This is a genomic window from Blautia sp. MSK.20.85 (assembly GCF_013317245.1).
Lineage (GTDB): Bacteria > Bacillota > Clostridia > Lachnospirales > Lachnospiraceae > Blautia_A.
Genome location: NZ_JAAIUN010000003.1, coordinates 150,719 through 167,154, shown reverse-complemented (window position 1 = coordinate 167,154; position 16,436 = coordinate 150,719). Strand labels below are relative to the sequence as shown.

At 44.8% G+C, this 16,436-nt stretch carries 14 protein-coding genes and 1 pseudogene; 1 reads left to right on the top strand and 14 read right to left on the bottom strand.

Going from position 1 to position 16,436, the window contains the following annotated elements; genetic code table 11:
• Positions 1-22 precede the first annotated feature (22 nt).
• The 8 genes and pseudogenes from G5B12_RS03030 to G5B12_RS02995 all read right to left on the bottom strand — a co-directional run.
• Positions 23-1,813 (bottom strand): aminopeptidase P family protein, encoded by a 1,791-nt coding sequence (locus G5B12_RS03030; protein WP_118062856.1) that lies wholly within the window; start codon positions 1,811-1,813, stop codon positions 23-25.
• Between the two features lie 4 nt (positions 1,814-1,817).
• The gene (gene thiD / locus G5B12_RS03025; protein ID WP_118062857.1) at positions 1,818-2,621 is read right to left on the bottom strand and encodes a bifunctional hydroxymethylpyrimidine kinase/phosphomethylpyrimidine kinase; all 804 of its coding nucleotides are present in this window, start codon (positions 2,619-2,621) and stop codon (positions 1,818-1,820) included.
• Positions 2,618-3,298 (bottom strand): HAD family hydrolase, encoded by a 681-nt coding sequence (locus G5B12_RS03020; protein WP_021976954.1) that lies wholly within the window; start codon positions 3,296-3,298, stop codon positions 2,618-2,620. Before G5B12_RS03020 ends, thiD begins: the two co-directional genes overlap by 4 nt.
• Positions 3,299-3,407: 109 nt before the next feature.
• The gene (locus G5B12_RS03015; RefSeq protein ID WP_174087714.1) at positions 3,408-4,130 is read right to left on the bottom strand and encodes a hypothetical protein; all 723 of its coding nucleotides are present in this window, start codon (positions 4,128-4,130) and stop codon (positions 3,408-3,410) included.
• A gap of 11 nt (positions 4,131-4,141) precedes the next feature.
• The gene (gene citG, locus G5B12_RS03010) at positions 4,142-5,017 is read right to left on the bottom strand and encodes a triphosphoribosyl-dephospho-CoA synthase CitG (protein WP_174087713.1); all 876 of its coding nucleotides are present in this window, start codon (positions 5,015-5,017) and stop codon (positions 4,142-4,144) included.
• A 47-nt stretch (positions 5,018-5,064) separates the two neighbouring features.
• Positions 5,065-5,229, bottom strand: a complete 165-nt coding sequence (locus tag G5B12_RS03005) for a hypothetical protein (protein WP_174087712.1) — start codon at positions 5,227-5,229, stop codon at positions 5,065-5,067.
• Positions 5,230-5,448: 219 nt separating this feature from the next.
• Positions 5,449-6,849, bottom strand: a complete 1,401-nt coding sequence (citF, locus tag G5B12_RS03000; protein WP_174087719.1) for a citrate lyase subunit alpha — start codon at positions 6,847-6,849, stop codon at positions 5,449-5,451.
• Positions 6,816-7,010 (bottom strand): annotated as a pseudogene (locus G5B12_RS02995) (hypothetical protein); the annotation flags it as partial. The gene citF and the pseudogene G5B12_RS02995, both read right to left, overlap by 34 nt.
• Positions 7,011-7,225: 215 nt before the next feature.
• Between G5B12_RS02995 and G5B12_RS02990 the strand changes: the two are divergent.
• Positions 7,226-7,870 carry a fibronectin type III domain-containing protein gene (locus G5B12_RS02990; protein WP_118071427.1) on the top strand — a complete coding sequence of 215 codons (645 nt, stop codon included), beginning with the start codon at positions 7,226-7,228 and terminating at the stop codon, positions 7,868-7,870.
• A 90-nt stretch (positions 7,871-7,960) separates the two neighbouring features.
• Here the strand turns inward: G5B12_RS02990 and G5B12_RS02985 are convergent, their stop codons facing one another.
• From G5B12_RS02985 to cls, 6 genes are all read right to left on the bottom strand, one after another.
• Positions 7,961-9,373: an amidophosphoribosyltransferase gene (locus G5B12_RS02985; protein ID WP_021976945.1), complete on the bottom strand. Its 1,413-nt coding sequence runs from the start codon at positions 9,371-9,373 to the stop codon at positions 7,961-7,963.
• A gap of 199 nt (positions 9,374-9,572) precedes the next feature.
• A complete protein-coding gene (locus G5B12_RS02980) occupies positions 9,573-10,040 on the bottom strand; it encodes a TspO/MBR family protein (protein ID WP_021976944.1) in 468 nt (155 codons plus the stop codon).
• Between the two features lie 184 nt (positions 10,041-10,224).
• Positions 10,225-12,783, bottom strand: a complete 2,559-nt coding sequence (locus G5B12_RS02975) for a heavy metal translocating P-type ATPase (RefSeq protein WP_174087711.1) — start codon at positions 12,781-12,783, stop codon at positions 10,225-10,227.
• A 36-nt stretch (positions 12,784-12,819) separates the two neighbouring features.
• Positions 12,820-13,131 carry a metal-sensing transcriptional repressor gene (locus G5B12_RS02970; RefSeq protein ID WP_021976942.1) on the bottom strand — a complete coding sequence of 104 codons (312 nt, stop codon included), beginning with the start codon at positions 13,129-13,131 and terminating at the stop codon, positions 12,820-12,822.
• A 190-nt stretch (positions 13,132-13,321) separates the two neighbouring features.
• Positions 13,322-14,749, bottom strand: a complete 1,428-nt coding sequence (gene miaB / locus G5B12_RS02965; RefSeq protein WP_174087710.1) for a tRNA (N6-isopentenyl adenosine(37)-C2)-methylthiotransferase MiaB — start codon at positions 14,747-14,749, stop codon at positions 13,322-13,324.
• Between the two features lie 101 nt (positions 14,750-14,850).
• The gene (gene cls / locus G5B12_RS02960; RefSeq protein WP_174087709.1) at positions 14,851-16,425 is read right to left on the bottom strand and encodes a cardiolipin synthase; all 1,575 of its coding nucleotides are present in this window, start codon (positions 16,423-16,425) and stop codon (positions 14,851-14,853) included.
• Positions 16,426-16,436: the final 11 nt, after the last annotated feature.

Sequence of the window (16,436 nt, the reverse complement as noted above, 5' to 3'; positions counted from 1 at the left end):
GACTATAAAATTTCATTCCGGTTTATATTGCCTGTGTGGCTTCTTTTAACCAGCCTTTTTCATCCTCATCCAGATACGGAGAAATTTTCTCATATACAAAGGCATGATACTGGTTGAGCAGTGTGCGCTCTCCGGTTTCCATCTGTTCGGGATCTATACCTTCCAGGTCAAAGGGTACCAGCGTCAGAGGTTCAAATTTCATAAACTGACCGTAGGCTGTTTTTTCGGCCTTTTTGCAGACCACAAGGTTTTCATGGCGGATACCAAATTCATTTTCCGCATAGTATCCTGGTTCATCGGAGGTGATCATTCCTTCTTCCAGAACAGGAGCCGGACGATCCACGAGATTTTTCCAGCGGAAGCTCTGAGGACCTTCGTGTACATTGAGAAGATATCCTACGCCATGACCGGTTCCGTGATTGTAATCCTCTCCCATAGCCCAGAGTGGTCCTCTTGCCAGGGCATCCAGATTCAGTCCGGTACAGCCATAGCGGAATTTTGCGGCTGCAAGGTTCAGGTGCCCACGAAGTACTGCTGTGAAATATTTCTTTTCTTTTTGGGTAACCGGGCCAAGTACAACGGTGCGGGTGATGTCTGTGGTTCCCTCCAGATAATGGCCGCCGGTATCCATCAGAACCAGTCCCTCTGGTTTCAGAGGAATACTGGTTTCTTCTGTGGCACTGTAATGAACAATAGCTCCATGTGCACCGTAGGCAATAATGGGATCAAAGCTGTTCCCCTGGAAGTTCTCCTGTCCGGAGCGGAACTCATAGAGTTTGTCCGCTGCGGAAAGCTCGGTGATCTCCTGCTTTCCCACATTCTTTTTCAGCCAGTGGATAAATTTTACCATTGCCACGCCGTCTTTGATGTGGGCTGTTTTTTCATTCTGGACTTCGATCTCATTTTTGATGGCTTTTGGAAGAAGGGACAGGTTTTCTCCATTCAGGATTGTTACTCCATCCGGAATGCTGCTGACCAGACGGCTGTTTACATTACTTTTTGAAAGATAAACCCTTTTCGATTCAGGGATCGTCTGCACATAAGTGTAAATATCATCATATGGATAGATGGTAACGCCATCTATGGCCAGAGCTTCTTTTACAGAATCCGGAAAAGCCCTCTCATTGGCAAAAAACCGGATTTCTTTCTCATCCATTACAAGATAGGAAAGCACTACCGGGCAGCAGTGGATATCATTTCCGCGAATGTTCAAAAGCCACGCAATATCATCCAGTGACGTGAGGACAAAGAGATCTGCGTCTTTTTCTTTCAGTTTGCTGCGGATTTCCCGGATCTTGTCTGCTCTGGATCTTCCAGCCCATTTTTCGGATAATTCCATTACCGGTTCACAGGAAAGTGCCGGACGGTCATCCCAGATATTTCCAATCAGATCCTCATTTACAGAAAAACGTACCTGTTTTCCCTGAAGGATTTTTTTCAATTTCCCGGCTTCCTCTGCGCTGACAGTACGGCCGTCGAAGCCGAGGCACATCCCTTCTTTCAGGTTTTCTTCCAGAAATTTATGGATCGTCGGTACATCCGGTTCCCCCATCTTAAACAGGGTAACCGGTGTTCCTTCTAACTGCTGTGCGGCCTGGATAAAATATCTTCCGTCTGTCCAGAGTCCCGCCATATCCGGCATGATGACAGCAGTTCCGGCAGAACCGGTAAATCCGGTAATATATTTCCTGCATTTAAAATAATCTCCCACATACTCGGAACCGTGGAAATCATCGGTCGGAACCAGATAAGCATCGATTCCCTTTTCTTTCATCTGTTTTCGAAGAGCGGTGATCCGTTCTGTAACTGTCATAACCTTATGCCTCCTCTGTATAACTGTTCTTTACTGCAAAACCATGATCCATAGGACCGCTTCCTTTTCCGAGATCCAGCATGGCAGCAAGAGCTCCGGAAATATAGTCTTTGGCACGATTTACAGATTCCACCATGGAAAATCCTTTTGCAAGGTTGGATGCGATGGCCGAGGAAAGAGTACATCCTGTTCCGTGGGTGTTGGGATTGTCGATCCTTTTTCCCTCAAACCACTGATATGTTCCATCCTCATAGAGAAGATCATTGGCATCATTAAGCTTATGGCCGCCTTTGCAAAGAACTGCACAGTGATACTGTTCGGAAACCTGTTTTGCAGCTTCGATCATATCATCGGTGTTTCTGATCTTTCGTCCGGTAAGCACTTCCGTTTCCGGGATATTGGGAGTGAGAAGATCCGCAAGAGGAAACAGTTCTTCTTTCAGAACATCCACAGCTTCTTCACTGATCAGCCTTGCACCGCTGGTAGCCACCATAACCGGATCCACTACGATATTTTTCGCCTGATACTGCCGGAGCTTTTTGGCGATCATGCGGATCAGATCACTTTCGGAAACCATTCCGATCTTTACTGCATCCGGAAAAATATCTGTAAAAATACTATCCAGCTCCTGACCAAGAAATTCTGCCGTTGCATTCTGGATGGCTGCGACACCGGTGGTATTCTGGGCAGTCAGTGCGGTGATGGCACTCATGGCGTATACCCCGTTTGCCATCATGGTTTTGATATCGGCCTGGATCCCTGCGCCTCCGCTGGAATCGCTGCCTGCGATGGTTAATGCTGTTTTCATTTTTCGTTTCCTCCGTTTTCTGTAAATATATAATTCTGTAACTCTGTCAGATTTTGGCAGTAGATATGTGCGTCCTTTTTTAGCTGCTCCTGATCCGGTTCTCCCAATGCGTCATAGATGCCTGCAGTCAGAAATCCTGCTTTTCCTGCGGTCTGCAGTGCATAGAGAGAATCTTCCACTACCAGTGTCATGGATGGCTCCGTTCCCAGCACTTTCGCTGCTGTAAGATAGATCTTCGGAGAATATTTGCTTTCTCCGATCTCACTGGTGGTATAAATTTCTTTTAAAAAAGGAAGAAGTCCGTTTCGCTTTAGTGCCCGGCGGATATGTTCTTTTGGGCTTGAAGTTGCCACCACAGCCGGGATTTTCTGGCTAGCAAGATATTGAAAAAGTTCTCTGGCACCTGATTTTGCAGGAACTTCTTCAAAATAGTAGTTTTGGATCCGAACTTTCAGATCCTCCACGATCTTTTCTTCGGAAAACCCAAGAGCGAACCTGCTTTTCAGCCATGCCGCTCCCTGCTCCATACTCATGGGAAAAAGGATCTCTTCCATTCCCGCAATTGGGTGATATCCAAGATCTGTAATATATCGTTTTCCAAGTTCCCTCCAGATAGAAAGAGAGTCCAGCAGGACACCGTCCGCATCAAATATTATGGCTTTTACGGGAGAAATCATGTTTTTCCTCCTGAATAAAATTTTTTATGATATAAAAAACACGGATATACCACAAAAGATATATCCGCATTTTATTATAAGCCGCAGGTCCCCAAAATGCAACCGGGAGTTATCTGACAGTTTCTTTTTCCAGGCCAACTGGTTCGTACAGCTTTTTTAATGTTTTTACCATTTCATCTTTACCGGTATCTTCGATACAGACATCGTATCTGCCTTCCACACTTCCGAATGTAATGACTTTGTCCAGATTCAGCAGTGCCTTTAAATTTCGGAGCATGTTTTCCCGGGTAGCATCTTTGATGTAGATCTTGATGTTGGCACATCCGGGATATCGGATGGGATCGTGAAATGCCACGCGGTAACTGTCGATCCACTCTTGTTCCATCAGTTCCCGGTAAAGTTTTTCCATAATTTCTTTTTTATCCAGAAGATACAGATATACCACGTTTTCGTATACCGACTGGGTTTTCTGGACGTAATTGCGATGAGGGGACCGGTGTCTCCGTTCATAAACTTCCTGGTGAAGAGGTGAGATCAGCATGTATCCGGGAAAGGTATCCATAAGACTTCCGTGAAACAGATACATCTGGATCAGAATGATCACCAGTCCCCAGAAAGCGCCTACAAAAGTTCCTGTGACTCTTTTTTTTGCCACCTGAGCCATACTGTCCTGATAGGGCTGGATACACTGAAGAACTGCCAGTGCGGAATAAAACGGGATTCCTTCTCTGTTTCGAAGATAAAACACACAGAAGCAGCATGCCACAGCGATCACAGAGCGGACGATCCGCTGTCCTAGTTTTGGAAAATGGAAAGTATTTTCAGCAGCCATGTCCTTTTCTCCTATATCATTTTTTCCAGCTGGTATAAGAACAGGGTTGCCGCCAGCAGATCCGCCGCGCCGCCGGGGCTTAGATTTCTGCGGATGCATTCCTGATTCAGCTTCTCGATCTTTTTCATGCCGGTTTCAAAAAAAGCGCCGCCCGGTTTCCAGATTTTTTCTGCCTGCTCCTGGATCCATATGACATCTGCATAGGATCCGCGGCTCCAGACATTGGTATCCTTTAGTTCCATCATGATCCGCAGCAGAACATTGATATTGGAACGGTTCTCATCAAGCCCGATGGCACGGTACTGTCTCATCAGAGGAAGCGCTGTTTCTCCAGTGATGGGAAAACCTTTCTGGGCCTCTCCACGGATTCCACGTTCTTTGTATTTCTGAAAAAGGATCTCTCCATGAGTTACCGGTGTTCTCTGACTCATTTCAAAGAAATCCGCTTCCAGCGCTTTTTCCGTCATTTCGCTGGCAGAAGCAAGGATTTCTGCAGTATCAAACCAGCGGATCCTGGCATAGCAGTGTCCGGCACAGGCAGACAGGATTCCCATGGTAAAAATCAGTCCTTTATGTGTGTTGACCTGGCCTGTTGCACGAAACATGGCTTTTTCTGCCAGCACTCCTGTTCGGCGGATCCTGGGAAAAAGGTTCTGGAGATTCCTTTTCCAGAAATATCCTTCAAAAAACATTTTTGCCAGATAGGGAGTGATGGCATCGGCGCTTCTTTCAAAAGTATACACGTTCATATCATGGTGAGCACCATTGTCATGACGATCTACAAGTCCTGGCTTTGGAGTGGTATAAACTTCTCCAAGGATCGTACTTTTGATACACTGTTCTATTTCTGCAGAGGTAAGCACTGCCGCATTCGCTCTTGCATACATGAGATCACTCCTCCCTATCAGTCTTATGTTTTATGGAAGAACAGGAATTATGCCTGCTCTACATAATCGTCGATCACCTGAAACAGCTGTCTTTCTCTGTCTTTTTCTTTTGGGGTGTTGGAACATCTGCGTCCCGGAACCTGTCTCATTCTTAAGATGTATGGTCCAAAGATATTTGCGGTTGCGTAATTTTTTACTGTTTTTGTCATCATGATCATTTCCTCCTTATCCGGTTTTTCGTCCGGCTGCTTTTCTTCTTAAGATAACTATAACAAAGCTCTTCCACGAAATCTAATTCTCTGTCATTATGCTGTTATGCCAAAAAGGAAAGTCCCGGGAAATTTTGTGCAAAAAAAGAAAGCTCCATGGCAGCAGAGCTTTCTTTTCATAGAGAGGTTTATAATTTGTGGGTGGTTAACAATAGATTTGATTTATGCTTTTTTAAAGGTAAATGGTTTTACCTGGCGGACAACATCCATGATGGTGCCGTCACGACCTTCGATAATACCTACAACTCTGTCACCAAACTGAACCGGTTCAGGCTCACCTGTGATAGAATATGCGATATCGCGAAGTTCCTCAATGGTCTTTAACGGTACGCAGTTTGCTTTTTTCAGTGCATCCAGAAGATCCTGACGTGCCGGATTTACCGCAACACCGTAATCTGTGACAACAATATCTACAGATTCACCTGGTGTGGTAACGGTTGTAACATTGGAGCAGATCGCCGGGATACGTCCCTGTACCAGCGGAGAGATCACGATGGTACATTTTGCGCCCATGGCTGCATCCGGATGGCCGCCCTGTGCACCTGTGATCACACCGTCAGAACCCACAACAACGTTGCAGTTAAAGTTTACATCGATCTCCAGTGCGGCAAGGACTACATAGTCCAGTTTGTTCACAAATGCACCTTTATTAAATGGATTTGCGTAAGCGCCGGCACTGATCCTGTGATGGTTCGGACGTTTTACGGATTCTACTGCGGAAGTATCGAAATCCTGTGTATCCAGAAGTTTTCCTACCAGGCCCTCATCCAGAAGGTCACACATGCCTTTGGACATACCGCCCACTGCGAATCCCATCTTGATCCCGCGCTCTTTCATGATCTTTACGAGAGATGCCGCAGATGCGATAGATGCACCTCCAACACCGGTCTGATATGCGAAACCATCTTTGAAATACGGAGTATTTACAACAACCTGTGTACAGTAATCCGCCATCATCAGCTTTCTCACATCTGTGGTTGGTTTCGCTGCACCGGAAGCGATCTTTTCCGGAATACCAATCTGATCTACCACGCAGACATAATCAACTTTTGTCATGTTGATATCTGCCGGATAATTCGGGAACGGCACCAGACAGTCTGTAACAGCAACTACCTTGTTGGCATGGTTTCCGTCTACGAAGGAATAGGAAAGGACACCACAGTCGCTTTTTCCGCCAACGCCTTTACAGTTTCCGTAATCATCACAGGTCGGCGCTCCGATAAAGGAGATATCGATTACCGTTTCACCGGTCTGGATGGCACGGATACGTCCGCCATGGGAACGCATGATGGCAAGTCCTTTTAATTTTCCTGCGGAGATGGCTTCACCGATCTTTTCACGGACACCGGAGGACTGGATGTTTGTGATGGTTCCATCCTCGATCATCGGTACCAGAGCATCGTGTGCGCCACATTTTACAAGGGCTTCGTGGATGGAACTTACCATTTTGCTGGTATCATGGTTCATCACTACTTTTGTAATGGGACCCTGTTTCTGAAATTCTGTGTTATCTTTGTAATAATTTCCCTGAAAATCAGTTTCAGGTTTTCCATGTTTCCTGATGTGTTGTGTGCCTCCATGATGCCGTAAGCCATGGTGCCCTTTCTTGCTTCAGATTTCTCTGCTTTTTTTCCAGTGAATGCTTCCACTTTGGCTGCTTCTGCTTCCGGTACGATCTCTGTTCCATTTACCAGATATGCGCCGCCATCATATAACTTTACCATAATGTATTCGCTCCTTTTTCTTTTTTCACGATGTTTGTTCTTCGTGATTTTATTGTATCGCATCCAAAGCATTCTGACTAATTGCCAAAATGAATGCTGTTATAACTTTTTGTGAAAATAAATAAGGACAAAAATAACTAATCTTATAAAGAAATGTTGACAGAAATTCGTTACTATTTTATAATTTTCTTATAACTACGAAGGAGGTATGAATAATGAAAAAATTCAAAAAACTTTTGGTTTGTATGCTTGCAGTTATGATGCTTATTTCATCTGCGATTCCGGTTTCTGCGGCCACCCGCCCGGCGATCCCGACCTTAAGAAGTGCACAGATGACCAGTAGCGGACGTATGTCTCTCAGCTGGAAATCTGTAAGTAATGCAGATGGATACAAAGTTCGGATCTATAACTGCAGTAAAAAGAAAGCATCTTCCATTCATCTCAGTGGAAGGTACAACAACAACTATTATACAAACAAACGTGCGAACACAGCTTATCTTGTATCCGTATACAGCTACAGATGGGTAAATGGACAGCGAATTTACAGTATCGATTCGGATGCATTTGTATGCACCCCAAGAACATTAACTACTGTATCAAGCACAGCATCAACATTGACAGTTAAATGGTCCAAGCTTTATGGAATCAGTGGATATTATGTTTATAAATCTACCAGTTCCAATTCCGGTTACAAACGTTATGCAACTTTATCTGCCAATGCAACTTCTGTAAAAGTCAAAAGTTTAACTTCCTCAGGCAACACTTATTTCTATGTTGTGCCATACAGAGTTTATAAAGGAAAAAGATATACTTTTCCTCATAACATTTACCGTATGTATACAAGATATTATTATTACTAAATAACTGATATTCAGAAAGCAAAAAGCTTCCCTGCCAGAAGTAGCTCTGGCAGGGAAGCTTTTTTTGTGTATTTTTATTCTTTTCCGTTTTTATTCTTTTCCGTTGAAACAATATGTACATATATTATCCGGATCGATTCCAATGGATTCCAGAAGATCGTCCAGTCTGTGATAGCGAAGGCTGGTAAAATTCTGCATCTTACAGATATCCTGCACCATCTGCTCATATTTCTCTGTATGCGGATCTGCATATTCATCCAGGACTTCCTGCGGACAGTTCGGTCCTTCTCTCTTCTCGATGACCTGACGTGCGATCAGCTCCATCTCGGATTTGGAGCGGGAGAAGTTTAAGTATTTACATCCGTACATGATCGGCGGGCAGGCAGGACGAACGTGAACTTCCTTCGCACCGCTACGGTACAGGAATTCGGTTGTCTCACGAAGCTGGGTACCACGTACAATGGAATCATCAATGAGAAGAAGTTTCTTGTCCTTGATCAGCGCACGTACCGGGATCAGTTTCATTTTCGCGATGAGGTTACGCTGATTCTGATTGGTTGGCATAAAAGATCTCGGCCAGGTTGGTGTATATTTAATGAATGGTCTTGCATAAGGAATACCGGATTCATTTGCATATCCGATGGCATGGGCAATGCCGGAATCCGGAACACCTGCTACAATATCCGGGTGAACAGAATCTCCGTCTCTCTTTGCAAGCATGCTTCCGCAGCGATAGCGCATCTCCTCTACATTTACACCTTCATAAGATGCTGTCGGATATCCGTAGTAAACCCAGAGGAAAGAACAGATCTTCATTTTCTTTCCAGGCTCAACCAGAGTTTTAACTCCGTCTGCTGTTACAAATACGATCTCTCCGGGGCCAAGTTCCTTATAATCTTCGTAACCCAGATTAATATAGGCATGACTCTCAAAGGACAGACAGTAGGACCCCTCTTTGTGGCCAATCTCCACCGGAGTTCTGCCCATCTTGTCCCGGGCTGCATAAATTCCGTCTTTTGTCATGAGAAGCAGCGTCATGGAGCCGTCGATCAGACCCTGGACATACTGGATACCCTCCACAAAATTGTCCTTTTCACAGATCAGGGCAGCGATCAGCTCTGTCACATTGACAGTTCCGTTGGTCATCTCCTGAAAATGTACCTTGGTCGTATCATACATCCGCTGCAGAAGTTCATCATAATTGTTGATCTTTCCCACAAAGGTAAGGGCAAAGCTTCCAATCCTGGAACTGAACAGAAGGGGCTGAGGTTCATAATCAGAAATACATCCGATTCCCATATTTCCCTTCATGGAACCCACATCCCCGTCAAATTTTGTACGGAAAGGTGTGTTTTCAATGTTGTGGATGGCACGGTCAAATCCATGTTCTCCGTAAACAGCCATACCGCCGCGGCGTGTTCCCAGATGAGAATGATAATCCACTCCGTAAAAAAGTTCCAGTACGCAGTCGCTTTTCGATGCTACTCCAAAAAATCCGCTCATAATGTGCTCCTCTCTGCTTCCATAGTGTTAACGATTCCTATCATCGTTCGTACATCCATAATCGCTACCAGTATAGCATAAGAGAACGGAAAATAACAATCAATTCAGCGGATATTCCTGCTTTTTCAGAATAAATTATAATGATATTAGCCGGATTTATAAAAGCAGAAAACATTTTCTGTATGTGACAGAAGTTCCGTCAGTTCCAGAGTGCGATAAACAGATTCAGGTAACCGGCAAAAGTCAGCCATGCCAGATATGGGATCATCAGGTACGCAGCGTTCCGGGAAAATTTCCCGAATGTACGGATGCAGCCGTACACAAGTCCCCACAAAAAAATAAGCCAGAGAAACGCAAAACCATACCATCCCGCTCCAAAGAAGAAAAACGGCCACAGGAAATTCACGGCAAGCTGAATCCCGTACAAGGCAAGAACCCTGTCCCTGTCTCTGCTTTTTGGTCTGGATGCGATCAGGAAAGAAGCAATTCCCATCATGATAAAAAGGATCGTCCATACAACAGGGAACAGCCATCCAGGTGGTGATAAGGGCGGCTTATTTAATTTTGCAAATACCTTCATTCCATTTCTGGTAAAAAATCCGGAAACAGCTCCTGTTGCCAGGGGCACTGCAATACAGGTGATCAGTTTTCTGGTATCTTTTTTCAAAAATATTCTCCTTTCTGCTCTGGGAAAATCTGAGGACAACATTCGTTTTCTCTGTTTATTATATTTCGGAATACCGGTTTCTATACAATTACACAGAAAAAAGAAACAGCTCTGTTTTTATGCAGAACTGTTTCTTTTCAGATTGTTTAAATGCCTTGATTCTTTGACAAATATACGTTTTTTATTATTCCTGAGTGATTCCTTTGAACTCGTAACCAGCCTCTTTGATCACCTCTTCGACTTTTGCCTCGTCAACTTTCTCAGGTACTGTAAATACAGTCGTTCCGTTCTCGTGGGAAGATACCACGTCCTCTGCACCGAAAGCCGCCTGGATTGCTTTGTTTACGTGTGCCTCACAGTGTCCGCACATCATTCCTTCTACCTTTACTGTTACTTTTACCATTGTTTTGTTCTCCTTTTCTTCTTTTTTATTTTCATCATGAGTGATGTTTAATGTTACCGGATTTTTAATCGCTTTGTCTCTGGCTGTGTTATGGATCTTAAACAGATTCAGTCGTAGCGCATTTGTTACAACACAGAAACTGGAAAGACTCATGGCTGCGGCTCCGAACATCGGATTCAGTGTCCACCCGAAGATCGGGATCCAGACACCTGCTGCCAGCGGAATCCCAATCACATTATAGAAAAATGCCCAGAAAAGATTCTCGTGGATATTCCGAAGTGTGGCACGGCTCAGACGTACTGCAGCCGGAACATCACTTAACTGGCTCTTCATCAGAACAACATCTGCCGCATCAATGGCAATGTCTGTTCCTGCACCGATGGCAATTCCGATATCTGCTCTTGTAAGTGCCGGCGCATCGTTGATACCGTCACCGACCATGGCAACTTTCCCCTGCTCTTTCAGGGCACGGATCACACTCTCTTTTCCGTCTGGAAGTACTCCCGCGATCACATCGTCAACTCCTGCCTGGGCCCCGATGGCTTTTGCGGTACGCTCATTGTCACCGGTAAGCATAACCACGCGGATTCCCATGTTCTGGAGCTCTTTTACTGCACGGGGACTGTCTTCCTTGATCACATCCGCAACTGCGATAATTCCCAGAAGTTTTCCGTTTCTGGTGAAAAGAAGAGGGGTTTTTCCCTGCTCCGCAAGCTGCTCTGCTCTTTTATTAAGATCTGGGGAAACCTTCGTCTTGCTGCTGATAAATTTCATGCTTCCACCTGTCAGATTATCACTTCCAAGTACAGCAGAAAGTCCGTTTCCTGGAAGCGCCTGAAATCCGGTTACTTCACCTGCAGTAATTTTCTCTTCCTCTGCTTTTTTGAGAACTGCTTTTGCCAGAGGATGTTCACTTTTTTTCTCCAGAGCGCAGGCAAGTGTGAGAAGTTCTGTCTCTGTAATTCCCTCTGCCGGAAGAATATCAGTTACTTCCGGCTGACCGCTTGTAATGGTTCCGGTTTTATCCAGTGCGACGATCTGGACTTTTCCTGCTTCCTCAAGAGAAACTGCTGTTTTGAAAAGAATTCCGTTCTTGGCGCCCATACCGTTACCGACCATAATGGCAACCGGTGTTGCAAGGCCAAGTGCACAGGGACAGCTGATAACCAGCACGGAAATTCCTCTTGCCAGTGCATAACCAAAAGGATGGCCTGTAAGAAGCCAGATGATCGTTGTGATCACTGCAATGGTGATCACTGCCGGTACAAACACTCCGGAAACACGGTCTGCGATCTTTGCGATCGGTGCCTTTGTGGCTGCCGCGTCACTGACCATTTTGATGATCTGGGAAAGGGTGGTATCCTCTCCGACTCTGGTTGCTTCACATTTGATAAATCCGGACTGGTTCACAGTTGCCGCAGAAACCATATCTCCGGCTTCTTTGTCAACCGGAATACTTTCACCGGTCAGCGCGGATTCGTTAACTGCAGTAGTTCCTTCCAGGATTACTCCGTCTACCGGAATATTCTCTCCCGGGCGGACAACAAAAGTTTCTCCCTTTTGAACCTGTTCAATAGGAACGGTAAGTTCCTGTCCGTTTCGTACTACAACTGCAGTTTTCGGAGCCAGCTTCATGAGGCTTTTCAGTGCATCGGTTGTTTTTCCCTTGGAACGGGCCTCCAGCATTTTTCCTACAGTGATCAGTGTCAGGATCATGGCCGCGGATTCAAAATAGAAATCCATCATGTAATTCATAACTGCGGCAGAATCTCCGTCTACCTGCGCTCTTGTCATGGCGAACAGTGCATAGACACTCCACAGAAAAGATGCCATGGAACCAAGTGCTACCAGAGTATCCATATTCGGAGAACGGTGCCACAGACTCTTAAATCCGCTGATAAAGAATTTCTGGTTGATCACCATGATGATTCCTGCAAGAAGCAGCTGTACCAGTCCCATGGCAACGTGGTTGCCGTCAAACCATTTCGGCAGCGGCCATCCCCACATCATATGTCCCATGGAAAAGTACATCAGCACCAGCAAAAATCCTACGGATGCGATGAGGCGCCTTTTCAAAACCGGGGTCTCATGATCTTCCAGCGCTTCTTCCGCTGCAGACATGGAGATTTTTTCTCCGGCAGCGCCTTTTAAAGATGCGCCATATCCGGCCGCTTCCACAGCAGCAATGATTTCGCTGGATGAAGCGGTTCCTTCCACTCCCATAGAATTGGTCAGAAGGCTGACCGAGCAGCTGTTCACTCCCGGAACCTTAGATACAGCTTTTTCCACACGGGCTGAGCAGGCAGCGCAGCTCATACCGGTAACATTATATTGTTCCATTTCCTTTCAGTACCTCCTAAAATAAATTATGTCCCTTTATTTCATCAACTTCTGGAGGGTTGCCACAAGCTCATCAATGGTCTCATCTTTGCCTTCGCGGATATCTCTTGCAACACAGGTTCGAATGTGGGTGGCAAGCAGTTCTTTATTAAATGAATTAACTGCTGCATTGACTGCTGCAGACTGGATCAGAATGTCATTACAATAGGCATCGTTTTCCATCATTCCTATAATTCCCCGGATCTGGCCTTCAATACGCTTCAGGCGATTGATCAGCTTTTTTTTCTCCTCTTCTGAACGGGCAGTGTGTTTTTCACTGCAGCAGGGACAGGCTTTCTTTTCAGACATGGGCTGTCTCTCCTTTCTCAAAATACCCTCATGGGGTATCTGCTTTACATGGAACAATATATACCCTCAAGGGGTATTTGTCAATAGGAAACTGAAATTTTTTACCGCCGACATAAATCGTACAATAAAAAAGCCCGCTCATTACCGATGATCGGATGAACGGGCAGTATAAACTTATATTAACCAAAATTTACTCTTCTACTATATGACCAAAATAATAAAATCCTTTACAGGTATCCAGGCTTACGTTTACGTATTTACCGATAAGTTCCTTATCTCCCGGAAAATGTACCAAAAGATTATGCTGGGTACGGCCTGTAAGAGTACCTTTCTCACGGTTTTCATCTTCTACCAGGACTTCCTGTACGCTTCCCTGGAAACGGGAAGAATTCTCACGGCCTTTTTCCTGCACCAGGGAAAGAAGACGGCTGAACCGGTCTTTTACCACATCTTCCGGTACCTGATTTTCCATACCGGCAGCCGGAGTTCCGCTTCTCTTGGAATAAATAAATGTAAAGGCGGTATCATAATTGGCTTTTCTTACCACATCCAGTGTTTCCTGGAAATCTTCTTCTGTCTCTCCAGGGAAACCAACCATAATGTCAGTTGTCAGAGAGATATCCGGAATTGCCTCACGGATTTTATCTACAAGCTGAAGATATTTCTCCTTGTCATAGCGGCGGTTCATTTCTTTTAAGACTCTGCTGCTTCCGGACTGCAGCGGAAGATGAAGATGATGGCAGATTTTTTTGCTCTCTGCCATGGTCTGGATCAGTTCATCCGAAAGATCTTTGGGATGGGAGGTCATGAAACGGATACGTCTCAGTCCCTCGATCTTCTCTACTTCTTTCAAAAGCTGTGAGAATGTCACCGGTGTTTCCAACGTTTTTCCATAGGAATTTACATTCTGGCCAAGGAGCATAATCTCGGTAACGCCATCTGCTACCAGCTCTTCGATCTCACGGATGATGGCCTGGGGCTCACGGCTCTTTTCGCGGCCACGAACATAGGGAACAATACAGTAGCTGCAGAAGTTATTGCACCCAAACATTACACTGACACCTGTCTTGAAGGAATATTTGCGGGAGGTTGGCATACCTTCCACGATCTCATCAGATTCTTTCCAGATATCAATGATCTGGTCATCAGTCTGCAGTGCCCGGTAAAAAAGTTCCGGGAATTTATGGATATTATGAGTTCCGAATACAAGATTTACATATTTATAATCCTTACGGATCTTTTCCACTACGTGATGTTCCTGCATCATACATCCAAACAGTACGATTTTCATATCCGGGTGGTTGCGCTTGATGCTCTTTAAATGTCCCAGGTGTCCGTAAATCTTCTGATTGGCATTTTCCCGGACTGTGCAGGTGTTAAATACAACTGCATCAGCATCCTCGGTATCTACTATTTCATATCCCATTTTTTCCATGATGGCCGCAATAGACTCTGTCTGGATGGAGTTCATCTGGCATCCTTCATTCTGGATGTGGAAGGTGGGACGTTTCGTACTGCTTTTGGCAAGAAGCTCTTTACATTTTTCAATGTACTGAAGCTGGATCTCTGTTTCTTTGTTCTGGCTCAAATCAATTCCTCCAATAACTAAAAATTTCATATGTATCTATAAATTATTTTTCTTTAGACAATATCAGACGGGAGCATTGAACTCCCGTCTGATATATCATACAGAATTTACAGTTGTCTGTCAAAGAGTTTTTATAATAGCGGTGCAAAAACTCTCAATACATTCTGAATGGCACGTACCACAATATTTCTCTTCTGGCAGAATGCCAGATCAATGGGATCACAGTACTCCAGGGTTTCTGTAAAATCATCCCGGATGTCCAGGATCACATCATTCTTATACATCCAGACACCATCTTCAAAATGCAGATAAAGGCTTCGGTAATCCAGATTTATGGTTCCTACGACGCCTACTTTGTCATCACAGACAAAAGATTTTGCATGTAAAAATCCCGGCTGGTATTCGTAGATCTTTACACCTGCTTCCAGAAGCTGCTTATAATAAGACTGTGTCAGCAGGAATACCATTTTTTTGTCCGGGATACCTGGTGTCATGAGCCGGACATCCACACCGCTTTTTGCAGCGAGGCACAGGGCGGTCATCATCTCATTATCTATGATCAGATATGGTGTGCAGATATAAACATAGTTTTTGGCGCGATTGATAATATTAAGATAAACGTTCTCTCCTACGATCTCATCGTCCAGGGGGGAATCGCAGAATGGCTGGACATAACCGTTTCCCGGAAATTCGTTGGGGTGCCACCTGTGCGGAACATAATTTCCGAAATCAAGAGAAGTATCTGTTCTGGTAACGATTCCCCACATATACAGGAACATAGCTGTCATATTCCAGACGCCTTCTCCTTTCAGCATAACGGCTGTATCCTTCCAGTGGCCAAACCGTTTTCGCTGATTGATATATTCGTCAGCCAGGTTGATGCCGCCGGTAAAACCGGTCCAGCCATCGATCACACAGATCTTACGGTGGTCACGGTTATTCTGGATTATATTAAGAATCGGACGGAACCGGTTGAATACTTCGCATTTGATTCCTCGCCGGCGCATCTCCTTATCATACTTGTATGGCAATGTGGTAAGGCAGCCGAAGCCATCATAGATCAGTCGGACATCCACTCCTTCTTTAGCCTTTTTTTCAAGGATATTAAGGATCGTCTGCCACATTACCCCGTCATTTATGATGAAATATTCGATAAAAATAAAATGCTTTGCCTGCTCCAGTTCATGCACCAGAACCGGAAACATATCATCTCCTACCTGAAAATACTCTGCTGTGGTATTCTCGTGAACCGGATATCTTGAATACTGCCAGATGTAATCCGACTGGATCCTCATGGAACGGTCGTCTTCGTTTAAACGTTTTCTTGTGAGCTCTGAGCCTTCCAGGTATTCAGCAGTTTCATCAATAAGATTCTGATAATGCTGCTCCATTACAGCGCCGATCCGTGACTTACCGAAAAGAAGGTACAGGGAAACACCAAATACCGGAAAAATAAGGATCAGCATCGTCCAGGCGAGCTTATAAGATGGATTGATCTTTTTATTTACGATCCACAGAACAACCAGAAAACCTATGGCCTGCATTCCGATCGTCACCCATCTGGAGTATTCCATAAGCCGGAAAAGGGCGATCAGCAGCCATGCCAGCTGCACAACAAGAGCCAGAGCTACATAAAAAATTCGATTAAATAATAATTTAAGGAGCGATCGCAATGGTTTGATAATCAGTTTAATAAACAAATTCATATTTCTTTCCT

What these genes read in the sequence shown, in the direction of transcription:
- G5B12_RS02970 (WP_021976942.1), bottom strand. Translation starts at nt 13,131, where the DNA reads ATGTCTGAAAAGAAAGCCTGTCCCTGCTGCAGTGAAAAACACACTGCC.
- G5B12_RS02985 (WP_021976945.1), bottom strand. Translation starts at nt 9,373, where the DNA reads ATGAGCGGATTTTTTGGAGTAGCATCGAAAAGCGACTGCGTACTGGAA.
- miaB (WP_174087710.1), bottom strand. Translation starts at nt 14,749, where the DNA reads ATGAAATTTTTAGTTATTGGAGGAATTGATTTGAGCCAGAACAAAGAA.
- G5B12_RS02975 (WP_174087711.1), bottom strand. Translation starts at nt 12,783, where the DNA reads ATGGAACAATATAATGTTACCGGTATGAGCTGCGCTGCCTGCTCAGCC.
- G5B12_RS02990 (WP_118071427.1), top strand. Translation starts at nt 7,226, where the DNA reads ATGAAAAAATTCAAAAAACTTTTGGTTTGTATGCTTGCAGTTATGATG.
- G5B12_RS03020 (WP_021976954.1), bottom strand. Translation starts at nt 3,298, where the DNA reads ATGATTTCTCCCGTAAAAGCCATAATATTTGATGCGGACGGTGTCCTG.
- thiD (WP_118062857.1), bottom strand. Translation starts at nt 2,621, where the DNA reads ATGAAAACAGCATTAACCATCGCAGGCAGCGATTCCAGCGGAGGCGCA.
- cls (WP_174087709.1), bottom strand. Translation starts at nt 16,425, where the DNA reads ATGAATTTGTTTATTAAACTGATTATCAAACCATTGCGATCGCTCCTT.
- G5B12_RS03005 (WP_174087712.1), bottom strand. Translation starts at nt 5,229, where the DNA reads ATGATGACAAAAACAGTAAAAAATTACGCAACCGCAAATATCTTTGGA.
- G5B12_RS03030 (WP_118062856.1), bottom strand. Translation starts at nt 1,813, where the DNA reads ATGACAGTTACAGAACGGATCACCGCTCTTCGAAAACAGATGAAAGAA.
- G5B12_RS03015 (WP_174087714.1), bottom strand. Translation starts at nt 4,130, where the DNA reads ATGGCTGCTGAAAATACTTTCCATTTTCCAAAACTAGGACAGCGGATC.
- citG (WP_174087713.1), bottom strand. Translation starts at nt 5,017, where the DNA reads ATGTATGCAAGAGCGAATGCGGCAGTGCTTACCTCTGCAGAAATAGAA.